This is a genomic window from Ulvibacterium marinum (genome assembly GCF_003626755.1).
GTDB classification, from domain to species: Bacteria; Bacteroidota; Bacteroidia; order Flavobacteriales; family Flavobacteriaceae; genus Ulvibacterium; species Ulvibacterium marinum.
Genome location: NZ_RBCJ01000002.1, coordinates 889,757 through 913,077, shown reverse-complemented (window position 1 = coordinate 913,077; position 23,321 = coordinate 889,757). Strand labels below are relative to the sequence as shown.

The window sequence follows — 23,321 nt, the reverse complement described above, 5'->3', positions numbered from 1 at the left end:
TCCAATAATCTTTATAATTCTAGAACTCTTTTTTTATTCCCGATTGAAAGAAAAAGAATCAGCAAAACCCCAATGGTGACCGACACATCCGCCATATTAAAAATCCCCGTTCGCAGGATTCCAATTTTAATTTGAAAAAAATCGGTCACGGAACCATAGACGATACGATCTATCAGATTACCAATGCCCCCACCTATGACAAAGGCAAATGCAATGATAAGCCACTTGTTCAAATTTGATTTTTGAAGGACGCGAAACAATAAAATCAGCAAAACCGATACGGGGAGAATTTGAAGGAATATTAGCTTTGGAATAGGGGATAGGTTTTGACCAAATCCCAACATGGCCCCAGTGTTTTCCACATTGGTTAGGATAAGATTTTCCCTTACGACCTGGATATAATCCATGGGAGCAACATTTTTCCGGACAATATCCTTTGAAAGTTGATCACAACCAATATTCAACAACACCAAAACCAATATCCCGATTTTTTTATACATAATCTTCTGTTGGATGCATTTTCCAATAACTAAAAATCATTGATTTCATATGATTTTTTTAGCTGATACTAGACACGAAGAAAACTAAAATTTGATGGTTGTTACCTGATTGGAAACTTTAATATTGTTCTTCGTCGCTGGGAAAATCCTTGTTTTTCACATCGGTCACATATCTAGAAATTGCGTTGCCCATATCCTCATAAAGGTTCATATATCGTCTCAAAAAACGAGGATTAAACTCATGGGTCATTCCCAATAGGTCATGGATAACAAGAACTTGACCGTCCGCATATTTACCAGCTCCAATTCCAATTGTGGGAATGGTAAGCCCCTCGGACACTTTTTTTGTAAGCTTCGCCGGAATTTTTTCCAACACAATACCAAAACATCCCAGTTTTTCCAAAAGTTGGGCATCGTCTATCAATTTTTTGGCTTCTTCTTCTTCTTTGGCCCGGACCGTGTATGTGCCAAATTTATAGATACTCTGGGGTGTAAGGCCCAAATGGCCCATAACCGGGATTCCTGCGTTGAGGATTCGTTTTACAGATTCTTTTATCTCAATACCGCCTTCTAATTTAATGGCATGTGCACCACTCTCCTTCATAATCCGTATGGCCGAGCGTAAAGCTTCTTTAGGATCGCTTTGATAGCTGCCAAAGGGAATATCGACAACAATTAGGGCCCTTTTCACCGCTCGAACTACGGATGTTGCGTGATAAATCATCTGATCCAAGGTTATGGGCAATGTAGTTTCATGGCCGGCCATAACGTTACTGGCGGAATCGCCTACCAAAATAACATCCACATTGGCCGCATCTACGATTTTGGCCATGGAATAGTCATATGCGGTAAGCATGGAAATTTTTTCTCCGTTTTTTTTCATTTCCACGAGCGACTTAACCGTCACCCGCTTATATTCTTTTTTTGCTGTGGACATCTAGTTTTGTTTAGGCGGGATAAATGTAAGGAAATTGTTGTTATTCCTTCTTTCCGCGAAATAGCTTGTATTACGAATCAAAATGTAGAATCTTTCTCTATTTTTGAATCAAATACATATTGAATGAAACACGTACTAAACTTATTTTTTGTTACAATCTGTTTTGCGGCTTCCGCCCAGGAAAGCGGTGAAGCCTCAGTGCAAAGAACCATCGAAACCTTTTTTGATGGATTTCATAATCAGGACTCCACGATTATTAAGAAGACAGTTTCCCATACAGTTATCTTGCAGACCATTGCCAAGAACAAGGAAGGGAAGAAATATGTGCGAAAGGATAAATTCCCCGATTTTCTCAAATCCATTGTCGGTATCCCAAAAACTACAAAATTTGAAGAGAAAATTAAGTCGTATCACATACAAATAGATGGGGCTATGGCCCATGCTTGGACACCTTATGAGTTTTGGATAAATGGGGAATTCCATCATTGTGGGGTCAATTCCTTTCAACTGTTTAGGGATGGAGACCATTGGAAAATCATTTATTTAATCGATACTCGAAGGAAGGAGGGTTGTGATTGATTTCGCAACCTCAATTGTACTTACGACCCTTGTTTGAGCTAATTTTTCAAGACTAAAGCTTATTCAAAATGACATCCTGTCAGTTTTCTCGCCCTTGGCATATTGTTTGACATTTAGAAATCGACTATAAAAAAGACTAATATTTAAAACATAGAGAATGAGTAAAATAATAGGAATAGATTTGGGTACTACCAACTCCTGTGTTTCTGTAATGGAAGGAAACGAACCGGTGGTCATTCCCAATGCGGAAGGCAAAAGGACCACTCCTTCGGTTATTGCATTTGTTGAGGGCGGTGAGATCAAGGTCGGTGACCCGGCCAAAAGACAGGCGGTAACCAACCCTGGTAAAACGGTTTATTCGATTAAACGGTTTATGGGAAATAAATACTCCGAGTCCAGCAAGGAAGCGAACCGTGTGCCCTATAAAGTAGTAAAAGGTGATAACGATACGCCCCGTGTAGATATAGATGGGCGTTTATATACGCCCCAAGAACTTTCTGCGATGGTCCTTCAAAAGATGAAAAAGACTGCCGAGGATTATTTGGGACAAGATGTTTCCAAGGCCGTAATTACGGTTCCGGCCTATTTTAACGATGCACAACGCCAAGCCACAAAAGAGGCAGGTGAGATTGCCGGACTTACCGTTGAGCGGATTATCAATGAACCAACTGCAGCATCTTTGGCTTATGGATTGGATAAGAAACATACCGATCAAAAGGTCGTAGTTTTCGACTTTGGAGGTGGTACGCATGACGTTTCCATCTTGGAATTAGGTGATGGTGTATTTGAGGTACTGGCTACTGATGGGGATACCCATTTGGGCGGTGATGACGTGGATCAGAAAATTATTGACTGGTTGGCGGAAGAGTTCAAAAAAGATGAGAGCATCGATTTGCGCGATGATGCTATGGCCCTGCAACGTTTACGAGAAGCTGCCGAGAAGGCAAAAATTGAATTGTCTGCTTCTTCACAAACAGAAATCAATCTGCCTTACGTAACAGCAACGGCATCCGGGCCAAAGCATTTGGTTCGTAGTCTCTCGCGTTCCAAATTTGAGCAATTGATCGATGATTTGGTTAAACGCACTATCGAACCTTGCGAAACGGCACTGAAAGCTGCCGGACTTTCAAAGAGCGATATCGATGAGATTATTTTAGTAGGTGGTTCTACCCGGATCCCAGCTGTACAGGAAGCTGTTGAAAAGTTTTTTGGAAAGAAACCTTCTAAAGGAGTAAACCCAGATGAGGTGGTTGCCGTTGGTGCAGCTATACAGGGTGGGGTATTGACTGGTGACGTGAAGGATGTATTGTTGTTGGACGTTACACCACTATCCTTGGGTATTGAGACCATGGGAAGTGTAATGACCAAGTTAATCGATGCGAATACTACGATTCCTACCAAAAAATCACAAGTATTCTCCACCGCAGCAGACAATCAACCATCGGTAGAGATTCATGTACTACAAGGAGAACGACCCATGGCGGGTGATAACAAAACCATAGGACGTTTTCATTTGGATGGGATTCCTCCAGCACCAAGAGGAACACCTCAAATAGAGGTTACTTTTGATATCGATGCAAATGGTATTATTAAGGTTTCCGCTACGGATAAAGCCACAAATAAGTCCCAGGACATTCGTATCGAGGCATCTTCCGGATTGACCGAAGAGGAAATCGAGAAAATGAAGGCGGAAGCAGAAGCGAATGCCGAATCCGATAAAAAAGCCAAAGAAACGGCTGATAAATTGAATGAGGCCGATGGAATGATATTCCAGACCGAAAAGCAACTAAAGGAATTCGGGGATAAATTGTCCGATGACAAGAAAAAACCGATCGAGGATGCTTTGGAGGAACTTAAGAAAGCCTATGAAAGCAAGGATCTGGCCGTAATTACTCCTGCTTTGGAGAAAATTAACGAAGCGTGGAAAGTTGCTTCTGAAGAGATGTACAAAGCACAAGCGGAGGCCCAGCAAGCAGGCGGCCCATCACCCAATGGAGAGGAAGCTGCTAGCGGAGGAGACGCCAAGGAAGGTGATAATGTTGAGGATGTAGATTTTGAAGAGGTGAAATAAACACTATTTAAGAGATAATGATTAAAAGGGTACTTTCAAACATGATAGTGCCCTTTTTTTATTCAGTTTATCTTACTATGGAAAAGCTATGGTCGGCTATTTATTTTAAACTTTCTTGAAAGCTCTCTACCATAGCCGGTCACGAATATTGAATCTTTTTTAAAGGCTACCCTTGCAAATGAAGTACTATCCTGGGTATCCACCATCCCTTTGAAAGTCAAGTAGTGAACGCCATCTTTTTCAATATAATCACCGGCGTGGTTATGGCCATTGAAATAGAATTTCACACAATCATTTTCTTCGATAAGGCTTAGTAATTCTTCATAGTTCAATAAATTGTGTGCATTGGATACACCCAAAGCTGGAAAATGGCAAAACATACCCACACGTTCCTCGTTCATTGTGGCCAGTTTTAACTGATCTTCTACCCAATTCAACTGGTCGTTGCTTAACCCACCGTTCCAAGGAACAACGTTCGGCAAGTTTTTTCCTTCCAACAGATTAAAAAGTGAATCGGTCTGTTGCTTTTTCGACTCGGAGAGTGCCCCATGTAAACTTAGGTCATTCCCATCCAGGACAATAAATCGCCACTTGTTCCTTACTATGCTATAATAACGATCGTTCAATTCCATTTTTTCAAAAACATAAGGTTTCAATGAATCTGCCACACTAAAATCATGGTTTCCCAATACATGGAACCGATCGGATTTTAGTGTCGCCCAAATAGGGGCGACCGTATCGAAGCTATCAAAACTTTGGTCGATAAAATCTCCCAAGTGAATGGAATAATCCAAAGGATATGTATTTAAAGTATCTATAGCTTCCTTTAGGCGCATTGGTGATTGCCTATAAAAGCGTTGATTACCTGATTTACAATTACAGTATTGACAGTCCGCCACCACCCCAATCTCGAATTCAGGAAATTTTGTACTGGTTTTCTTTTTTTGAGAGCAACCGATTAAGAAAAACCAAGGTAGCATAAAAAGTAAGGTCCGTGTCATGATTTTATTTTTGGGATATACAATACCATGGTAAAGATAGGTACAACAGGATTTTACGGCAACTTCTGGTATGGAAATTGATTTTAAATAAAGTACTTTTGATACGTTGAATTGTTATTTGAACCTTAACTACATCGACTTTACCATATTGCACTATGATAAAAAACTACATATTGTTTTTTTGTTTTGTTCTAAACTTCATTGCAACCAATATCTTTTCCCAAGAAATTAAAATATTCACAAGGGAGGATTTTGATTTAAACGGTGATGTAAAATCATGCTTGGTAATCACTGATTACGGGAAGGAAGAATATGATTTTGATGAAAATGGATTGTTGGCCAAATCGGTTACCCGTTATAGCGACTCGGACTATGATGTAACCTATTACCAATATGATGGAGGTTTTTTAAAGGAAAAGCGCTTAGAAAATTATCGAGAGAATACCTTTGATACCAGCACATCCATTGCCCATTTTTATGAACTGGATACCCTTGGAACTAAAAAGATTACTGAAAAAATAGTTTCCTATGAGAAGGAATTCGTGGACCAATATGAATATTTTTATGATACTGATGATAGAGTGGTTAAAATTATTCGGACCAATAACAATGGTACGGACGAGACCGGTATTGAATATACTTCATATAAAGACGAGCAAACAAGAACCTACAGATTAAATGGGGTTGAGCAAAAATCTATTCGGACTTCCAGTCGAAAAGCTAAGAATGGTACTTTAGAAAAGGTGATATTGACCAAAAAATTCCTAAACGGAGACCCTATTACCGCCAAGGAGGAAATATTTGATGCATCCGACCAATTGATTTCCACCATTCATTTTGGATATGATGAAAAGACCCAACAATTTGTACCGGAACATACCACTATATTTACTTATGATAGTAGTGGGGCACTTTCGAAATTGGTTGAAAAAAAAGGAAATTCCGAGAAGGTAAAGGAATATATCTACCAATACGATGACCGTGAGCAGGGCAATTGGGTGAAGCAGATTATTACTCCAGACAACGCCTATACTACGAGACGAATAAAATATTTCGAATTTCAAGAGGAAGTTGAAGAGGAGGAATAGCCTGCGAAGCGTTCGGATTTAATTCGCTTCCATTCATGATGTAAAATCCCATAGCAACAGGTGTTTCTTTTAAAGCCATCCAGTAGATATACATTTTCGCGCAATATGCCTTCCAGTTTTGCACCGAGTTTTTCCACCGCTTTTCTAGAACGTTCATTCCTTTCATCTATGCGAAACTCCACCTTTTCGAAGTCTATCTCTTCAAAAGCATGTTGCAACATCAAAAATTTCACATTGCTGTTGAGTCCCGTTCCCTGAAATTCTTTTCCTATCCAGGTAGATCCTATATGTAAGACCTTGTTCTTCCAATCGATGTTCATATATCGCGTACAACCCGCATAGGACTGTGTGTTTTTGTCAAAAATAACATATGGGATACTGGTCTTCTGAAGTTGCTGTTCCAATGCTATGTCGATATAATTTTTTAGTGCAGGTAACGTGGCAATATCGGAAGGGGAGTATTGGACCAACTTTTCTTGCTGGGCGATTGGAAATAAATTATCGGAATCTTCCGGCTTTAACGGGCTAAGTTTTACCCGTAGGTTTTCCAAAGTAACTACCACTGTTATTCGACTAAGCTGTTAATGATTTCTTTTTTAAGTTCATGACCGCCCTCAAAAATAACCACTTCAGCCTGCCCTTCAAAAAGTGACCGAATTTTTTTTAATTCTTCTTTCAACCTTTTTTCGGTTATATATTCATCTTTGTTACCTATAAATATCTTGATTTTGGTTTTGTTCCGTCTTAAGAAATCAAAATCCGCTGGAATCAGTTCATCAGGGATTCCACCGGCATAAAGCACCAATTGATGAACCGGCAGTTTTTTATGAACCACCCATCGCGTAGCAATGGAAACTCCCTGTGAGAAACCGAGAACGATTAAATTACAATTTTCGGGAATATTTTCCGCTTCCCATATGGCCTCCAAATAAGCCAAAACATTTTTGGTTTCCAGAATGGTGTTTTCTTTTGTTAGCCAACTGGCTCCTACATGTTTGTATTCACTGTCCAAATAATATTTGGAAGGGGCCTGGGGAGCCATAATGTAGTTTTCATCGGCCGGTAGTCCCTTAAAATGTTTCAAGAAAAATCGACTTAAGTACCCCATCCCATGAAGTACTATCCAAACATTTTTGGTGGATTTTTCCAAATTGTTCAATGTTTCATAGGTACCTGTGGTATTGTAACGTATTCTTTTTTCTTTCATGGTTTTTAAAATCTGTTTCCAAGTAGTACCATTTGTTCACAAGGCAATACGTAGTTTTGTAAAAAAAGTTTCATGGACGATTTTAAGGAAAAAATTTTGAAGGTCTGTAACAATTCTTCGAAAAACACAATGATGGAAAATTTAGAGATCGAATATATTGATGTGGGCGAGAATTATCTTGTGGCCAAAATGCCCGTTAACGCTAAGGTCCATCAACCTGACGGTGTCCTACATGGCGGGGCATCCGTTGCTTTGGCCGAAAGCGTCGGGAGTATGGCGTCCTATATTTTTTTGGATGCGGAAAAATTTTTTGTCCGAGGTATAGAAATATCCGCCAATCATGTAAAAAGCATACGGGATGGCGATGTGTTTGCCAAGGCAATTTTAATCCATAAGGGGCGTACTACCCAATTGTGGGAAATTAAGATTACGGATGCGCAAGAAAACTTGATTTCTTCATGTAAATTAACCACCATTTCCCTACCAAAAAGTTAGTATGTCTTTGGCACTTATGGACAAGGTGTCCGCCCAATTTAGGGACAGACTTCCTTTCGTTGTTTACAGGAAGCCGAATCATACTCAGGTTACGGCTCTTTTTCAAAAGGACGATACATTGCATTCCGTTTCGGATTTTACGGAAACGGGGTTCGTAATGGCCGCTTTTGAATGGAAACCCACCGTACTATTGCGTCCCGATGAAAAACATGAAGCCGATTTTGATTTTGGCACACCTCCAAATTGTAAAAGCGGTACGGAAATCCAAATTGATTTGGAACAGAAGAAGGTTCATCTTGATCTGGTCCAAAAGGGTATAGCCGCAATACAACAAGGGGATTTAAAAAAAGTTGTCCTATCCCGTAAAATTGAAATGGATTTTAATGAGAATCCACTGGAACTGTTCCAAAGTCTTCTGCCCACATACCCAAATGCCTTCTGTTACCTCTGGTTTCATCCCAATACAGGGCTTTGGCTAGGAGCAACCCCTGAAATCTTGTTACAGGTTAGAAATAGGGAATTCAATACAATTTCATTGGCAGGAACGCTACCCTATAGTGGAAATGATCAGGTAGTATGGGGTAGAAAGGAGTTGAAGGAACAGGATTTGGTGACGGATTATATACTTGATGTTCTCCGGGATAAGGCCAGTGACATCAAAAAAGGAGAATTAGAATCGGTCAAAGCAGGAAACCTTCTGCATTTACGAACTAAGATTTCCGGAGTCTTTTTGGAAGATGGCCTAGGTTCTGTTATTAGATTCTTGCATCCGACACCTGCAATCTGCGGTTTCCCAAAGCAACCGGCCCTTGATTTTATCCATGATAACGAAAACTACGATAGGGAATTTTATACCGGCTTTTTGGGAGAGCTTAATTTTGACGCTGAAACTAAATTATATGTGAATCTGCGCTGTGCGCAAATCAAGGAGAACAAAGTTGTTGTTTATACTGGCGGAGGTATTACACAAGATTCGGATCCCGAAAAGGAATGGGATGAGACCGTGGCCAAGAGTAAGACATTGTTACAGCTTATTTAAACCTTTAGTTTTTTTGGTTTAGATTGGTTTAGAATTACCCTCGTTGTATTTTTGTCCCACATGAGATATTCCACCATTCCCTTGGCCCAGACCATTATTTTGCATTGTGAGGCAAAAGGTGTCCAAAATATCGTTATCTCCCCGGGTTCGCGAAATGCCCCTTTGACCATTGGGTTTTCTGAAAACTCTTTTTTTAAATGTTTCAGCATTGTGGATGAGCGTTGTGCTGCTTTTTTCGCACTTGGCATTGCGCAGTATTTACAAGAACCGGTCGCTCTGGTATGCACTTCGGGCAGTGCTCTTTTAAACTATTATCCTGCAGTTGCCGAGGCCTTTTACAGTAATATTCCCCTAATTGTCATTTCGGCTGATCGGCCTAGTTATAAGATAGATATCGGAGATGGACAGACGATACGTCAGGACGATGTGTTCCATAGGCACATAGGATTCTCGGTTAATTTAAAACAAGACGTTTCACATGCAGTGGAAAAGGTAAAAAAATATGCGCCATATTTAATTACCGAAAATACCGTTGAAAATACCCAGGAAAAAATCCAATCTTTCAATGATACTAGTTTAAATGAAGCCATAAACTTGGCATATGCCCATAACACCCCAGTACATATTAACGTCCCCTTCGAGGAACCTTTGTATGATTTTATTGATGAAGGTACGCTACAGCCCAATATAGTCTTCAATCAGGAAAAAGATCTGTCCTCAAGCTTAGATATAGAGCACTTAACCTCAATTTGGAAAACTGCTAAACGTAAGCTGGTCTTGGTAGGGGTGAGTCACCCAAATAGCATTGATCAGGAGGTTTTGGATATATTGGCCGATGACCCTTCCGTAATCGTTTTTACCGAAACAACATCGAATCTACATCATCCCAATTTCTTCCCAAGTATAGATACCTTAGTTGCGCCCATAGAAAAGTTAGACCAAAAGGATAATTTGTTTAGGAAGTTGCAACCTGAGATTCTACTGACTTTTGGGGGGTTGATCGTTTCAAAAAAAATCAAGGCATTTCTACGGCAGTATAAGGCCGAACAACATTGGCATATTGATGAAATAAAGGCCTATGACACTTTTTTTTCGCTCTCCCATCATATAAAAATGGATCCTAACCGTTTTTTAAAACTCATACTGTCCGATGTATATGAGGAAAATACGAAAGGTAATTATCGCGATTACTGGCAGAATATCAAGGAAAATTTTAGATTAAAGAGACTGGAATATATACATCGGATCCCATTTTCAGATCTCTTGGCCTTTTACTACATAGGTAGCAGTGTGCCAAGGGACTATCAATTGCATTTGGCCAATAGTTCCACCATTCGCTACGCTCAGCTTTTTAATTGGCATCCTTCCATAAAAATGTTTTGCAACCGAGGCACCAGTGGCATAGACGGGAGTACCTCAACAGCAATTGGAGCCTCAGTATATAGTAAGAAACCTACTTTGTTAATTACCGGAGATCTGAGTTTTTTTTATGATAGTAATGCTTTTTGGAACGGACATATCCGATCCGATTTTAGGATACTACTGATAAATAATGGCGGAGGAGGAATTTTTAGGATTTTACCAGGCAAGGAGGATACTCCGAATTTTGAGACCTATTTTGAAACTGTCCAAAATTTGGATGCGAAGCATATCTGTAATTTGTATGGTTTTGAGCATACCGAAGTAAGTAGGTCAAAGGACTTGGAAGATGCATTGAAGTTTTTTTATGAACAGTCCGATAAACCTAAATTATTGGAAATTCGGACTCCGAGATTATTGAACGATAAAATTTTGCTCGGTTATTTTGATTTTTTATCTTCGGATTTTATTAACCATTAATTTATAGAACACTAACTATTATGAGCAGTAAAAGAGACGAATTGATAGCTAAGTATGCCGCTGACATCAAGGAAAAATTTGGTGAAACACCGGACATGGATTTATTGACCAAAGTTACTATTGGACTAGGTCCTGCCATTTACAATTTGGATGCTTCTAAAGTTTCCGGGGCGGACGACAAGGAATTGGAAACCGTTAAGAACAATTATTTGGTAAAAAAGTTGGGTTTATCGGACGGGCCTGAACTGATGGATGCCGTTAATTCCGTGGTGGATAAGTACGGTAGCTCCGTAAAAAGCAAATACAGAGCGGTTGTCTACTATATGTTATGCAAACATTTTGACAAAGCCTCTACGTATAACTAATAGCTTATTTTGTAAGGATTAGAAGCCGTCCGCCAATTGGCGGACGGCTTTTTTTTATAGAATTTTTAAACGCTACTTTTGCATCATGTTTCTACTTGGAAAATTTAATCGTCTTCGAATTTTAAGGGATACCAGTGTGGGACTTTTTCTGGGCGATGATGAAGGCAATGAGATACTTCTGCCAAACAAATACGTGCCTAAAACTTATGAAATAGGGGAAGAACTTGAAGTTTTCTGTTATCTGGATCATGAAGAACGCCCGATTGCAACAACCTTGCAGCCTGAAATAATGAGGGGCGAGTTTCAGTTGTTACAAGTAGCTGAGGTAAACGAATTTGGAGCTTTTATGGATTGGGGCCTGGAAAAACATCTTTTGGTGCCGTTTAGGGAGCAAAGGTCAAAAATGAAAGAGGGCCATTGGTACGTGGTGTTTTGTTATCTGGATACGAAAACCGAACGTTTGGTAGCATCCAATAAATTGGACAAGTTTTTGGATAATGAGGATTTATCCATCAAGGAAAGGGAAGTAGTAGATTTGATTTTTACGCGAAGTACAGATTTGGGTTGGGAGATAATAATTAATAATCGGCATAAAGGATTGGTCTATTCCAATGAAATCTTCAAAAGAGTAGCGATAGGGGACAATACCAAAGGTGTTATTAAACGCATACGACCTGACAATAAAATTGATGTATCACTTCAACCTATGGGGGTCAATGTCCTGGAACCCGCAGCAAACAAGATTTACGAGACCCTCCTGCAGAATGATGGCTTTTTGGCACTTCACGATAAATCAGATCCTGAAGATATCAAAGCGACACTTCAAATGAGCAAAAAGACATTCAAGAAAGGTGTAGGGACATTATACAAAGCCCGAAAAATAGAAATAAAAGAAAATGGCATTCGGGTTATTTGAGTATAAATTGTGAAACGAATTTTCTTTAACAAAATGAAAATCAATTCACTATACCAATTTAACCACAGTTTTCCTTTCCTATGCCACCAAAAGTTATATTTTTGCAACAAAGGATATAGAACCTTTTTAACATTAAAGTATTTTGGTTAACTTTAACACAAGATATACCCCATAAAACTATACACTGCATGCCATTCATTGAAGAAAGCGATTTACTGGAATTGCACAAGGATATCGACAAGGCTCAGATAATCAATGAACGTCTTCTAGATCAAATAAAGTTCAAGAACAAGGAGCTCAAAAAAAGTAAGATACAGCGAAACGTCTTGGCCGGCGTTACGGGACTTTTCCTTATCGGTACCCTTGCCATTACATCTTTTACGGCTGGCCTAAGTAGTTCCAATGGTTTTGAAAAGCAGGAAAACTTGCTGGTTTCCATTGACAGTTTGGATGCCATAAAAACACGCATAGATAATCTTAAATTACAAAATCAGGAGCTTAGTCTGGTGAATGAATTCTATTTGGCCAAGAAGTTTTTGGAAAAGGAAAAAATTTATTCCGTTCAGATTAAATCTTTTGTAGACAATAATGTAACGCTTGCTTCAAAGGCGCTTACCAATACCATGTTTGTTAAGACCAACCCGTTTTATTCGTATTCCTTAGGAAATTTTGAGACTTTGGAAGAAGCCCAAAAATTTAGAAAACAGCTGGTAGATCTCGGTTTCCAGGATGCTTTCGTTGCCTCTTACCAAGATGGCAAGAGAATCCAAATAGAAGACCCCTATTAAAGAAATTTTGCCAAAAACTAAGATTTGGTTGGATGCCTTACGCTTAAGGACCCTACCGCTATCGATATCTGGTATCATTGTAGGAACAGCCTTGGCCAATTTTTACGGAAAAGTAGATGTTCTGGTATTTGTTTTGGCACTTTTTACTGCAATAGGATTCCAGATTACGTCAAATTTGGCCAATGATTATGGCGATGGTGTTAAAGGTACGGACAATGAGTCTCGGATAGGGCCAAAACGGGCTTTACAAAGTGGACTGCTATCCAAGGAAGAGTTGAAAAAAGGAATTGTTGTATCAAGCGTTCTTAACTTTTTTTTAATTCTTGTTGTGGTTTACGCTGCATTTGGAAAAGAACAAATAAGTTACCTCTTACTCTTTATAGTGTTGGGCGCAGCAAGTGTTTGGGCCGCTATAAAATATACTGTAGGATCTTCTGCCTATGGGTATAAAGGAATGGGAGATCTTTTTGTTTTTATCTTTTTCGGTTTGGTTGCTGTCTTGGGATCCATGTTCCTAAACACCAAGGTTCTTCATTTGGAAGCTCTCTTGCCGGCCTGTACCATAGGCTTTTTAAGTACAGGTGTTCTTAACCTCAATAACCTAAGGGATTATGAATCCGATACGCAAGCGGATAAGAACACCCTTGTGGTGCGAATTGGATTTAAAAATGGTAAGACCTATCACTCATTGCTTTTGCTCAGTGGATTTGCGACATTGCTTTGGTTTGTTTTACTGAACTTTACAAATTGGTACCATTTTATTTCCTTAGTACTGTTCATACCAATTTTTATTCATATGCACCGTGTTTATAAAACAGATGCCCCTGTCCTGTTGGACCCGGAACTTAAGAAATTGGCCCTAAATACTTTTGCTCTCGCCATCATATTCTATATCAGTTTTAATAATTTTTTGTAATTTTGAGTCTAACCATCTAAACCACAACTACTTTGGAACAACCTATAAAAATTCTTATCGTAGAGGACAATGTTATCATTGCGGACGATATGCAATCTATGCTAGAAGAGATTGGTTATGAGATTGTTGATAACGTAATAGTATACGAGCAAGCGGAGGAGGTTTTAAGGACACAGCAGGTTGATCTGGTCTTGATCGATATTATACTTGCCTCCGATAAGACTGGAATCGATTTGGGCAAACACATTAGGGAGAACTATGACATACCCTTTATTTTCGTTACCTCAAACTCTGATCGTGCCACGGTAGAAAATGCCAAGACGGTTAAACCCAATGGGTATTTGGTAAAACCATTTGAACAACAGGATTTATATACCTCTATAGAAATTGCACTTTCCAATTTTACTTATGGTACTGGTAAAACGGCAGGTGAAGAGAATGACGCGGTAGAAGCCCCAATGTCCAATTCTGTCTTAAAGGACTCCATTTTTGTTAAAAAGCAACACTTGTATTACAGGATACAATTTGGAGACATACAGTTCATAAAGGCGGACAATGTTTATTTGGAAGTAAATACCGTGGACAAAAAGTTTTTGGTAAGGTCCCCGTTAAAGGATTATTTAGAGAAATTACCGAAGAACAAATTCTACAGGGCCCATAAATCCTATATTGTGAATGTGGATCATATTGATGCCATAAACTCCAAGGATATAATGATAAACAATACCCTAATTCCAATATCAAAGGATTTCAAAGAGTTTATCATTTCTGCAATGAACTCTTAAAATCTTTCATTTTATACAGAATCGGAAGACATGTGGCGCATGTCTTCTTTTTTATAGCGGTTTATAGCTTGGACACAACAGTTTTTAGCTCCTTCACAACATTAATTTTGCCCGTGTCTCAAAGTAAATTACTTTGGTCCTGTATTAATTTACAAGCTTCAATTGAATTAATAGTTTTTTCATTTTCATATAGTGTTCTCGTAAAAGAGTCGTGTCTTAATGGCAGGGCTCTTTTTAGTTATTGTTTGGTTTTCTATTTTCGAGAAATTGTAAATTGAAGTAATTGCAAAGAAGAGAGAAACCTATCTTTATTTTCTTTTAGAAATTTGGCCTTATATAACTCCGGCCAAATGCTCAAAAAATCAGATGAAATACACCCCCGGAATGATATTCTGATTTTCACAACAAAAAACGAGGGTTACACAACAATATTCAAAAAGGATGGCCTTCATACAATATTTTTGAACCGTCTTTAGGACACCCCAAAACTTATCATTTTATTTTTTGATGTAATTGTACGGAGGCTTTATGTGCTTATAGGGTTTTTTCGCGCATATGTGGTCTTATTTTGGTTTTAATATCCACGTTCAACTCAAGTCTATTTTAGATTATGGTTAAAAAAAGAATTTGAGAACAATTAGTGTAGTAAAAAAGACGTTTTTGCAATAATGGAAACGCACCAAACTTTTGATTCGGTTTACAACAAAAATTTCGCAAGACCAAACTATAACGGTATGTTTGGTTTTGTTCCCGTACTATGATATGAAAAATCTGCTTGGCACAACCTTATTAGTATTCTTCCATTGTCTCTTTTGCATAAGTTCTGTGGTTGCCCAAGATTCCACTGAAACTGGTGAAGGTCTTTTTAGAAAATTTCAAAATAAGGAAACGCTCGAAGAAAGATTCGAGTTCTTTTTCAATGCTCCAAATCGTTATTTGGAGAATTCAGCCTATGATTGGTTGGATACGGTGAATGTATTTCTTAATAACGCCCAAAAACAAGAAGATACAACCGCGGTAAAGCAATACAAACTTATGCAGTCCCAGATATATTATGATATTGGGGATTATGATAAGAGTCTTGCCATAAACAAGGAACTGTATGTCAAAAAGGAAAGCCTTGATCTGGATACCAGAACCACTCTCTTAAATCTCATGGACGAGAACTATTCCAAATTGGAGCTTTACGCGGAACAAATAGATATTCGGAAGGAAAAGAAGGAATTGGGGATAACGGAGAACATTGCTTTTTATGACATTTATTCCAATTTGGGATTACATCGCAAGGCCATGGACGATTACTTTGAACACGTTAAAAAAACCGTGGACGAAAAGGATTATTTTGCCCAGGCCGAATTTTACAATAATGTCGGAACCTACCTAAGGTTGGACAAATCCACACCTACCTCCCTTAACTCTTATAAAAAAGCCAAAGGGTTCATAGATGTATTTTTGAACGATGTTACCAAGATCAAATCTGATGCAGAAGTTCAAGAAGCAAACCTTTTAAGTAGTAAAATACGCGGGAATATAGGAAAATGTCATTTGCAATTGGGAGAATATGAGGATGCCATTCCTTTTTTGGAGCAGAGTATTGAAGAAATGACCGAGTATACCAAAGGGTTGTATTCTGCGGATATCATCGAAAATCGCCTGGCCATTGCCGAATGCTACTTGCAATTGGCGGATTTGGAAAGGGCTACGGACTTTTTGAGCGATGATATGCAGCTTAGGAAAACAGAAAACAAAATAAAAAAGAATAGGCTACTGTCCATTTATTATGAGAGGACCGACGACTATAAAAATGCCTCACTTTATTTGCGTAAGAACATTCGAATCAACGATTCTATAAGTATCAATGAATCAGAATTGAGAAAGCAACAATTGGCCACGGTCATGGCTGAGGAAAAGGCTAACACACGGTCCATAATGGCAGCCCAAAAACAGGCTTTGGAAGAGCAGCGCAGTGAAATGATAGCACAGGATGAACGGATAAACCTGGTGTTCATTTCCTTGATTTTTACGTTGTTGGGATTTGCAGGTTTGGTTTATGCCTATCTAAAAAGTATAAAGAACCAACGGTTGATCGCAGAACAGAAACATATAATCGAAAATTCCCTGGTAGAAAAGGATTCTCTCCTGAAGGAAATACATCATAGGGTTAAAAATAACCTACAAATGGTTTCCAGCCTGTTGAGCCTCCAAACTAAAAACACAAGAAGTAAAGCGGCTATTGAGGCCCTTGAAGAAGGAAAAAGTAGGGTAAAGGCCATGGCATTGATTCATCAAAAACTGTATCAGAACGATGACCTTTCCGTAATTGAAATGCAGGGGTATATCGAGAGTTTGATCAATAGCGTACAATCGGTCTACAAAAAAGGCGGACACAATATCAATATTACAATAGACGCCGAAGGGGTAGAATTGGATATTGATAGGGCTATCCCTTTTGGGCTCATTTTGAACGAACTGGTCTCCAACTCCTTTAAGTATGCTTTTCCCTATGACGAAGAAAACGGTAAGATTTATATCCATCTTAGAAAAATGGGAGATAAAGAAGGCTTTTTTGAGTATTCGGACAACGGGGTCGGTCTACCGGAAGATACCGAGGAACGGACCAACTCCTCTATGGGGATACGATTAATGAACCGTTTGGCCAATCAGCTACAAACCAAATTGAACATTGATAAAACTGCCGAAGGGGTTCGTTTTTGGTTCAATTTTAAATAAATTTGAAGAGTAACTTAAACTCTTCAATAATGAAATTTACTTTTTTGGGCCATGCTTCCTTGCTTATAGAGACTGAAAATAAAACACTTCTAATAGACCCTTTTATCACAGGCAATGAAAAGGCATCAGGTACAATAAACATCGATGACCTAAATCCGGATTATATATTAGTGACTCACGCCCACCAGGACCACACTTTGGATGTAGAACAAATTGCCAAGGCCTCAGGCGCGACCATAGTAAGCAATTATGAAATTGCAGTGCACTATCAGAACAAAGGTCTTGAGGCGCACCCTATGAACCATGGCGGACAATGGAATTTTGATTTCGGAGGATTAAAATATGTAAACGCCATTCATACTTCGTCCTTTCCGGACGGTTCCTACGGTGGACAACCTGGGGGATTCGTACTTTCAGCGGAAAACAAAGAGGTCTATATTGCCGGGGATACGGCATTGACCATGGATATGAAGTTAATCCCCATGCAAACAAATTTAGATTTGGCCGTACTGCCCATCGGGGACAATTTCACCATGGGTGTGGACGATGCCATAATTGCTTCGGATTTCATTGAGTGTACTGAAATATTGGGCTACCATTTTGACACTTTTGGATATATTGAAATTGACCATGAAGAGGCCAAAAGAAAGTTCAAGGAAGCGGGAAAAACACTCCATTTATTGGATATAGGACAGGAATTGACCGTTTGATGCTCTTCTTATTTTCGGTAAATTTTAAAGTGTTTCCGTCATCTATGACCCTAAAATATCTAAATTTGGGCATAGCGGATGAAAGCCAGGTATAAAAAACATATCCTCAATTTTAAACGTCCCAGTGGCACTTCACGGGGCATACTTACCCAAAAGGAGACTTGGTTTCTTATCTTGGAAGAAAATGGAAAATTGGGGATAGGGGAATGCGGACTATTGCGAGGCCTAAGCATGGACGATGTGGATGGTTATGAGGATAAACTCCAATGGACTTGCGATAATATTTCTTTGGGTGTGCAGGCACTTTATGGGGAATTGAAAGCTTTTCCCAGTATCCAATTTGGGATAGAACAGGCCTTTATTTCCTTGAGATCCAACGATGCCTTCGAACTTTTCACATCTAGTTTTACAGGAGGAAAAAGCACAATTCCCATCAATGGCCTCATTTGGATGGGAGATGCAGGTTTTATGTATGAGCAGATCCAACAAAAATTGGAGGAAGGCTTTTCTTGTATAAAAACGAAAATTGGGGCCATCGATTTTAATAAAGAAATAGAACTTTTGGAATCCATTCGTAAAAGGTACTCCAAAGACGATATTGAACTTCGGGTGGATGCCAATGGAGCTTTTGAACCAAAGCAGGCACTGGAAAAGCTCCAAGCCTTATCCCATTATGACTTACATTCTATAGAACAACCGATCAAGCAAGGCCAATATTCTCAAATGAAAAGGTTATGTAGTGAGTCTCCTTTGCCTATTGCTTTGGACGAGGAATTGATTGGAGTTTTTGAACTTAAGGAAAAGAAAAGGTTGTTGCAGACCATCCAGCCACATTATCTTATCTTGAAGCCCAGTTTGATCGGGGGGGTTAAGGGCAGTGAAGAATGGATAGCCTTGGCCAATGAATATGATATTGACTGGTGGGTAACCAGTGCCTTGGAAAGCAATATAGGCCTAAATGCCATTGCACAGTGGACGTTTACCTTGAACAACCCAATGCCCCAAGGATTGGGCACTGGAAGTTTGTTTACTAATAATTTTGACTGTCCATTGGCGGTAAAAGGCGGCCAATTGGGTTATGGAAATGACAAATATTGGGAAACCAATTTAATTGAGAGCTTATGTATGTAGAACAAGGGTACAAAGGAGAAATAGGTATTTGGAAATATTTTTTGATCCCTTTGGGTTTCATTGGGCTCATGGTACTCAATTATTTGGCCATAGTCCTTTTGGACTTGGATATTGAAGCTATTATGGAGGCGGAAATTAATAGGAAAGGGGCCAACCGGTTTTTGATTGAGATGCTGATTCCCTTTATAGTCGGTCTTGCCTTGTTGTTTCTCTGGGTGAAGTTCATTCACAAACAGACATTGACCTCATTAACGACTTCCAGACAAAAAATAGATTGGAAACGAGTCTTCTTTGCTTTTGCACTTTGGTCTACTATTACCATAGTAATAACCGGAATAGATATTGTGGTGGCCCCGGAGGACTATATCCTTAATTTCAGATGGGAGCCATTTTTGTATTTGCTGATAATAGCCATATTACTGATTCCTATACAAACCAGTTTCGAAGAATATTTGTTTCGAGGTTATATGATGCAAGGAATAGGGATTATGGCAAAAAATCGGTGGGTACCATTGTTCGTTACGTCCGTTTTGTTCGGGTTGATGCATTTGGGAAATCCTGAAGTAGGTAAATTGGGCTATGGCATTATGGTCTATTACATTGGTACCGGCTTCTTCTTGGGAATTATGACCTTAATGGATGAAGGCCTGGAATTGGCTTTGGGTTTTCATGCATCCAATAACTTGGTAACGGCACTTTTGATAACAGCTGATAGCACAGCTTTTCAGGTGGATGCCATATATAAAAACGTGGCGGAACCGGATTTGGGGTTTGATGCCTTTTTGCCCGTTTTTGTGGTCTTTCCTATACTTCTATATGTCTTTTCCAAAAAGTATCAATGGAAAAATTGGAAGCAACGATTGGCCGGCCCCGTATTATCTCGAGAAGAGTTTTTTACATCTAATAATGACGAAACCCAAGTATAGCGACATTCACTTTAGGTTTAAGTTTAATGGCTTTCATCCATCCATAGATGAACTAAAGGAGATAGGATATAGCTTAATAAAGGAGGGTACACTTTTTGAACAGGCTATCGGAGATTTTTTGTTGGATTGGCTTGATGAAAAGCTGGTCATTGAAGTCAAGACTTCCGGTTCCACGGGAATTCCAAAATCGATTCTTCTTAAGAAAAGCCAAATGGTGAATTCCGCCTTGGCCACCGGAGACTTTTTTGGACTACATCCCGGTGATTCAGCATTGTTATGTTTGCCATGTGATTTTATTGCGGGTAAGATGATGTTGGTCCGTGCCATGGTTTTGGGTCTTGAACTCGATTATGTAGAGCCTTCCTCTAATCCATTGGAATACAATTCCAATTCCTATGATTTCTGCGCAATGGTACCGCTACAGCTGCAAAAGTCATTGGGGCAATTAAAACGAATACGAATAGTATTGGTTGGAGGTGCCTCGGTATCGAATGCGTTGAAGAAAAAGGTTGAGCATGAATCCACTACTATTTTTGAGACCTATGGAATGACGGAAACCATAACCCATGTTGCCGTCAGAAAAATACATCCTATTCCACCAAGTGTTGTGGAAACCTTTTTTGAAACCCTGCCCGGGGTAACCGTTTCCACGGACTCTAGGGACTGTCTTATCATTAATGCACCGAACGTTTGTGATGATAAGGTAATTACCAATGACCTAGTGCATCTTATTTCGGACACAGAGTTCAAATGGCTGGGGCGATACGATAATATAATCAATTCCGGAGGTGTAAAATTGATTCCAGAACAAATTGAGACCAAGCTTACCCAAATAATCTCAAATCGATTTTTTGTAACGGGGTTTCCTGATGAAAAGCTAGGACAAAAATTAGTGTTGCTTGTTGAAGGTGAAATAGATGTTGAAACATTGTCCAAAAAAATTACAGAACTTTCATCCCTGGAAAAATATGAAGTGCCCAAAGCAATCTATAATCTCCCTTCTTTTTTAGAAACCGAAACAGGTAAAATCAGAAGAAAAGAAAATGCCAATCTCATTTTAAGTTAGGTTTCCCTCTTTCAAAAGTACACTTCCCTAATTCTTGGTTTTAGACATAGTTGACATCCTTTAGGTTTACAGCCAACTTAAAAACCAAAAAGATGAAAAATCTAGTCGTACTTCTTGTTATCACCTTAACTGCCATTTCGAGTCATGCCCAAACTATGCAGATTACAGGAACCGTTTCAGATTCCAATTCGCCCTTGCCTGGAGTCAATGTTCTAGTAAAGGGAACAACAATCGGAACCCAGACCGATTTTGACGGGAACTATCAGATTACGGCCTCAAAAGGAGATATTCTCGTTTTTAACTATATAGGTTTTAAGACCAAGGAAGTAAAAGTTAACGATTCCTTCGTCATCAATGTAACCCTCCAAGAAGATATTCAAGCCCTTGAGGAAGTCGTGGTGGTGGGTTATGCTACTCAGCAAAAAAGAAGTATGACCCACTCAATTTCAAGTATATCGTCAGAATCGATTAGAAGTATAACCCAACAAAATCTTGTAAGACAACTTCAGGGTAAAGCAGCGGGGGTGAGTATAACTAATACTGCCAATTTATCTAAAAAACAACGTTTGACCTTGAAAGGTTTGGTAGGGCAAAAAGAGAATCGTGAGCCCCTTTATATTGTTGACGGAACACCTATTGCGCAGAATAACAACCCCATTATTGAGAAAATTAATCCAAATGAGATCGAAAAAAAGAATAGCTACAAGCCGGGAAGGGCACAGCGAATGTTCGGCAGTATTGCAAAAAATGGTTGTATTGTAATTACTACCAAGAAGGGCAACTATCAAATCGAAAATGATGAAAGCTATGCCAAGATTAATGAGAATAAGTTCGAGCAGGTGCTGCTGAGCCCATTGTCTACATTTTCAATAGACGTAGATAAAGCTTCTTATAGCAACATTCGAAGAATGCTCAACAATGGACAAACAGTCAAGCCCGGAGCTGTAAAAATCGAAGAAATGATCAATTACTTTGATTATGAGTATACGCAGCCAAAAACATATCATCCGTTTGCGATACATACTGAAGTAGCGAAGACTCCATGGAACAACACTACCAAATTGGTACGTATAGGCCTACAAGGAAAAACATATACAAATACTGAACTACCACCATCCAATCTCACTTTTTTGATTGATGTTTCGGGTTCGATGAACTCGCCTAAAAAGCTTCCGCTTTTAAAGAATGCCTTCAAATTGTTGGTAAATCAGCTGCGCAAGAAAGACAAAGTTGCAATTGTAGTTTACGCCGGGGCTGCTGGTGTTGTACTAAAACCAACTTCAGGTGCCGACAAAGAAACTATATTGGCGGCACTGGATAATTTAGAAGCAGGTGGTTCTACCGCCGGCGGTGAAGGCATAGAGCTTGCTTATCATATCGCGCGTAAAAACTTTAAGAGAAGTGGAAACAATAGGGTAATATTGGCCACCGACGGAGACTTTAATGTTGGAGCTTCAAGTGATGATGCCATGGAGGATTTAATTGAGGAAAAAAGAAAATCAGGAGTATTTCTATCAGTACTAGGTTTTGGAATGGGCAATTACAAGGACTCAAAACTTGAAATATTGGCGGATAAGGGCAACGGAAACCACGCCTATATTGATACCATGCAAGAAGCTCAAAAAGTATTTGGAAAGGAATTCGGGGGTACTTTGCATACAATTGCCAAGGATGTGAAAATTCAAATTGAATTTAATCCGGCTAAAGTTCAGTCTTATAGGTTAATAGGTTATGAAAACAGAATGTTGGCTGCTGAAGATTTTGTCGATGACACCAAAGACGCTGGAGAATTGGGTAGTGGCCACAAGGTAACCGCATTATACGAGATTATTCCGATAGGGATTGAGAACAATTATACTGATAATCACATTGATTTAAAATATGCGGAAAAGAAAAACAAGACAGCCTTTTCTGAAGAGTTGTTGACAGTAAAATTTAGATATAAAAAGCCTAGTGGGGATAAAAGCATTGAAATAGTAAATGTGGTTGAAAATCTAGAGAATGATATGTCCACGGATTTTACCTTCGCTTCGGCAGTAGCACTTTTTGGTATGCATCTGCGGAATTCCAATTATACGAATAATTCAGGTCTGGATGATGTTATTGAACTTGCGGAAAAGGCTAGAGGAGTAGATTCTAATGGGTATCGTTCGGAATTTATACGTTTAGTAAAAACATACCATAATAGTCTTTGAAAAGTGCCGAAAGGCACTTTTTTGTTATCCCATATTT

At 39.1% G+C, this 23,321-nt stretch carries 22 protein-coding genes; 17 read left to right on the top strand and 5 right to left on the bottom strand.

Translation table 11 applies throughout. The features are described 5' to 3' along the window. Window positions 1-11: 11 nt before the first annotated feature. The gene (lspA, locus tag D7Z94_RS11140) at window positions 12-500 is read right to left on the bottom strand and encodes a signal peptidase II (RefSeq protein ID WP_120711623.1); all 489 of its coding nucleotides are present in this window, start codon (window positions 498-500) and stop codon (window positions 12-14) included. A 118-nt stretch (window positions 501-618) separates the two neighbouring features. After that, window positions 619-1,437 (bottom strand): 3-methyl-2-oxobutanoate hydroxymethyltransferase, encoded by an 819-nt coding sequence (gene panB, locus D7Z94_RS11135; RefSeq protein WP_120711622.1) that lies wholly within the window; start codon window positions 1,435-1,437, stop codon window positions 619-621. Between the two features lie 123 nt (window positions 1,438-1,560). On the opposite strand from panB, the gene D7Z94_RS11130 reads away from it, so the two are divergent. Both D7Z94_RS11130 and dnaK read left to right on the top strand, forming a co-directional pair. Continuing rightward, entirely contained in the window at window positions 1,561-2,016 is a 456-nt protein-coding gene (locus D7Z94_RS11130) for a nuclear transport factor 2 family protein (protein WP_120711621.1), read from the top strand. A gap of 157 nt (window positions 2,017-2,173) precedes the next feature. Continuing rightward, complete coding sequence (gene dnaK / locus D7Z94_RS11125) at window positions 2,174-4,087, top strand: molecular chaperone DnaK (RefSeq protein WP_120711620.1); 1,914 nt, start codon at window positions 2,174-2,176, stop codon at window positions 4,085-4,087. Between the two features lie 86 nt (window positions 4,088-4,173). On the opposite strand, the gene D7Z94_RS11120 is transcribed toward dnaK, so the two are convergent. After that, the gene (locus D7Z94_RS11120; RefSeq protein WP_245967181.1) at window positions 4,174-5,088 is read right to left on the bottom strand and encodes a metallophosphoesterase; all 915 of its coding nucleotides are present in this window, start codon (window positions 5,086-5,088) and stop codon (window positions 4,174-4,176) included. A 155-nt stretch (window positions 5,089-5,243) separates the two neighbouring features. Here D7Z94_RS11120 and D7Z94_RS11115 point away from each other — a divergent pair, with 155 nt between their 5' ends. After that, a complete protein-coding gene (locus D7Z94_RS11115; protein ID WP_120711619.1) occupies window positions 5,244-6,176 on the top strand; it encodes a hypothetical protein in 933 nt (310 codons plus the stop codon). On the opposite strand, the gene D7Z94_RS11110 is transcribed toward D7Z94_RS11115, so the two are convergent. Together D7Z94_RS11110 and D7Z94_RS11105 are read right to left on the bottom strand one after the other, a co-directional pair. Next, window positions 6,149-6,745 carry a GNAT family N-acetyltransferase gene (locus D7Z94_RS11110; RefSeq protein ID WP_120711618.1) on the bottom strand — a complete coding sequence of 199 codons (597 nt, stop codon included), beginning with the start codon at window positions 6,743-6,745 and terminating at the stop codon, window positions 6,149-6,151. The genes D7Z94_RS11115 and D7Z94_RS11110 overlap by 28 nt on opposite strands. Beyond that, entirely contained in the window at window positions 6,742-7,383 is a 642-nt protein-coding gene (locus tag D7Z94_RS11105; protein WP_120711617.1) for an alpha/beta hydrolase, read from the bottom strand. Before D7Z94_RS11105 ends, D7Z94_RS11110 begins: the two co-directional genes overlap by 4 nt. A gap of 72 nt (window positions 7,384-7,455) precedes the next feature. Between D7Z94_RS11105 and D7Z94_RS11100 the strand changes: the two genes are divergently transcribed. The 14 genes from D7Z94_RS11100 to D7Z94_RS11035 all read left to right on the top strand — a co-directional run bounded on the left by D7Z94_RS11100 (window position 7,456) and on the right by D7Z94_RS11035 (window position 23,284). Beyond that, window positions 7,456-7,878 carry a PaaI family thioesterase gene (locus D7Z94_RS11100; RefSeq protein ID WP_120711616.1) on the top strand — a complete coding sequence of 141 codons (423 nt, stop codon included), beginning with the start codon at window positions 7,456-7,458 and terminating at the stop codon, window positions 7,876-7,878. Between the two features lies 1 nt (window position 7,879). Then, the gene (locus D7Z94_RS11095) at window positions 7,880-8,917 is read left to right on the top strand and encodes an isochorismate synthase (protein ID WP_120711615.1); all 1,038 of its coding nucleotides are present in this window, start codon (window positions 7,880-7,882) and stop codon (window positions 8,915-8,917) included. Between the two features lie 60 nt (window positions 8,918-8,977). Beyond that, window positions 8,978-10,756: a 2-succinyl-5-enolpyruvyl-6-hydroxy-3-cyclohexene-1-carboxylic-acid synthase gene (gene menD / locus D7Z94_RS11090; protein ID WP_120711614.1), complete on the top strand. Its 1,779-nt coding sequence runs from the start codon at window positions 8,978-8,980 to the stop codon at window positions 10,754-10,756. 20 nt (window positions 10,757-10,776) lie between these two features. Next, window positions 10,777-11,121, top strand: coding sequence for a DUF2853 family protein (locus tag D7Z94_RS11085; protein ID WP_120711613.1), 345 nt, complete (start codon window positions 10,777-10,779; stop codon window positions 11,119-11,121). An 85-nt stretch (window positions 11,122-11,206) separates the two neighbouring features. Further along, window positions 11,207-12,037: a CvfB family protein gene (locus D7Z94_RS11080; RefSeq protein ID WP_120711612.1), complete on the top strand. Its 831-nt coding sequence runs from the start codon at window positions 11,207-11,209 to the stop codon at window positions 12,035-12,037. Window positions 12,038-12,225: 188 nt separating this feature from the next. Beyond that, complete coding sequence (locus D7Z94_RS11075; RefSeq protein ID WP_120711611.1) at window positions 12,226-12,825, top strand: SPOR domain-containing protein; 600 nt, start codon at window positions 12,226-12,228, stop codon at window positions 12,823-12,825. A 7-nt stretch (window positions 12,826-12,832) separates the two neighbouring features. Next, window positions 12,833-13,741, top strand: coding sequence for a 1,4-dihydroxy-2-naphthoate octaprenyltransferase (menA, locus tag D7Z94_RS11070; RefSeq protein ID WP_120711610.1), 909 nt, complete (start codon window positions 12,833-12,835; stop codon window positions 13,739-13,741). A gap of 32 nt (window positions 13,742-13,773) precedes the next feature. Further along, entirely contained in the window at window positions 13,774-14,526 is a 753-nt protein-coding gene (locus D7Z94_RS11065) for a LytR/AlgR family response regulator transcription factor (protein ID WP_120711609.1), read from the top strand. A gap of 762 nt (window positions 14,527-15,288) precedes the next feature. Beyond that, window positions 15,289-17,256 carry a sensor histidine kinase gene (locus D7Z94_RS11060; RefSeq protein WP_120711608.1) on the top strand — a complete coding sequence of 656 codons (1,968 nt, stop codon included), beginning with the start codon at window positions 15,289-15,291 and terminating at the stop codon, window positions 17,254-17,256. 29 nt (window positions 17,257-17,285) lie between these two features. Further along, window positions 17,286-17,966 carry a metal-dependent hydrolase gene (locus tag D7Z94_RS11055; protein ID WP_120711607.1) on the top strand — a complete coding sequence of 227 codons (681 nt, stop codon included), beginning with the start codon at window positions 17,286-17,288 and terminating at the stop codon, window positions 17,964-17,966. Between the two features lie 78 nt (window positions 17,967-18,044). Next, window positions 18,045-19,097: an o-succinylbenzoate synthase gene (menC, locus tag D7Z94_RS11050; RefSeq protein WP_120711606.1), complete on the top strand. Its 1,053-nt coding sequence runs from the start codon at window positions 18,045-18,047 to the stop codon at window positions 19,095-19,097. After that, a complete protein-coding gene (locus D7Z94_RS11045) occupies window positions 19,088-20,023 on the top strand; it encodes a CPBP family intramembrane glutamic endopeptidase (protein WP_120711605.1) in 936 nt (311 codons plus the stop codon). The genes menC and D7Z94_RS11045 overlap by 10 nt, the downstream gene beginning before the upstream one ends. Beyond that, window positions 20,004-21,089 carry an AMP-binding protein gene (locus tag D7Z94_RS11040; RefSeq protein WP_120711604.1) on the top strand — a complete coding sequence of 362 codons (1,086 nt, stop codon included), beginning with the start codon at window positions 20,004-20,006 and terminating at the stop codon, window positions 21,087-21,089. The genes D7Z94_RS11045 and D7Z94_RS11040 overlap by 20 nt, the downstream gene beginning before the upstream one ends. Before the next feature lie 92 nt (window positions 21,090-21,181). Continuing rightward, the gene (locus D7Z94_RS11035) at window positions 21,182-23,284 is read left to right on the top strand and encodes a VWA domain-containing protein (RefSeq protein ID WP_120712029.1); all 2,103 of its coding nucleotides are present in this window, start codon (window positions 21,182-21,184) and stop codon (window positions 23,282-23,284) included. Window positions 23,285-23,321 lie beyond the last annotated feature (37 nt).

What these genes read in the sequence shown, in the direction of transcription:
- D7Z94_RS11115 (WP_120711619.1), top strand. Translation starts at nt 5,244, where the DNA reads ATGATAAAAAACTACATATTGTTTTTTTGTTTTGTTCTAAACTTCATT.
- D7Z94_RS11080 (WP_120711612.1), top strand. Translation starts at nt 11,207, where the DNA reads ATGTTTCTACTTGGAAAATTTAATCGTCTTCGAATTTTAAGGGATACC.
- dnaK (WP_120711620.1), top strand. Translation starts at nt 2,174, where the DNA reads ATGAGTAAAATAATAGGAATAGATTTGGGTACTACCAACTCCTGTGTT.
- D7Z94_RS11075 (WP_120711611.1), top strand. Translation starts at nt 12,226, where the DNA reads ATGCCATTCATTGAAGAAAGCGATTTACTGGAATTGCACAAGGATATC.
- D7Z94_RS11055 (WP_120711607.1), top strand. Translation starts at nt 17,286, where the DNA reads ATGAAATTTACTTTTTTGGGCCATGCTTCCTTGCTTATAGAGACTGAA.
- menD (WP_120711614.1), top strand. Translation starts at nt 8,978, where the DNA reads ATGAGATATTCCACCATTCCCTTGGCCCAGACCATTATTTTGCATTGT.
- menC (WP_120711606.1), top strand. Translation starts at nt 18,045, where the DNA reads ATGAAAGCCAGGTATAAAAAACATATCCTCAATTTTAAACGTCCCAGT.
- panB (WP_120711622.1), bottom strand. Translation starts at nt 1,437, where the DNA reads ATGTCCACAGCAAAAAAAGAATATAAGCGGGTGACGGTTAAGTCGCTC.
- D7Z94_RS11040 (WP_120711604.1), top strand. Translation starts at nt 20,004, where the DNA reads ATGACGAAACCCAAGTATAGCGACATTCACTTTAGGTTTAAGTTTAAT.
- lspA (WP_120711623.1), bottom strand. Translation starts at nt 500, where the DNA reads ATGTATAAAAAAATCGGGATATTGGTTTTGGTGTTGTTGAATATTGGT.
- D7Z94_RS11095 (WP_120711615.1), top strand. Translation starts at nt 7,880, where the DNA reads ATGTCTTTGGCACTTATGGACAAGGTGTCCGCCCAATTTAGGGACAGA.
- D7Z94_RS11035 (WP_120712029.1), top strand. Translation starts at nt 21,182, where the DNA reads ATGAAAAATCTAGTCGTACTTCTTGTTATCACCTTAACTGCCATTTCG.
- D7Z94_RS11100 (WP_120711616.1), top strand. Translation starts at nt 7,456, where the DNA reads ATGGACGATTTTAAGGAAAAAATTTTGAAGGTCTGTAACAATTCTTCG.
- D7Z94_RS11120 (WP_245967181.1), bottom strand. Translation starts at nt 5,088, where the DNA reads ATGACACGGACCTTACTTTTTATGCTACCTTGGTTTTTCTTAATCGGT.
- D7Z94_RS11105 (WP_120711617.1), bottom strand. Translation starts at nt 7,383, where the DNA reads ATGAAAGAAAAAAGAATACGTTACAATACCACAGGTACCTATGAAACA.
- D7Z94_RS11045 (WP_120711605.1), top strand. Translation starts at nt 19,088, where the DNA reads ATGTATGTAGAACAAGGGTACAAAGGAGAAATAGGTATTTGGAAATAT.
- D7Z94_RS11130 (WP_120711621.1), top strand. Translation starts at nt 1,561, where the DNA reads ATGAAACACGTACTAAACTTATTTTTTGTTACAATCTGTTTTGCGGCT.
- D7Z94_RS11085 (WP_120711613.1), top strand. Translation starts at nt 10,777, where the DNA reads ATGAGCAGTAAAAGAGACGAATTGATAGCTAAGTATGCCGCTGACATC.
- D7Z94_RS11060 (WP_120711608.1), top strand. Translation starts at nt 15,289, where the DNA reads ATGAAAAATCTGCTTGGCACAACCTTATTAGTATTCTTCCATTGTCTC.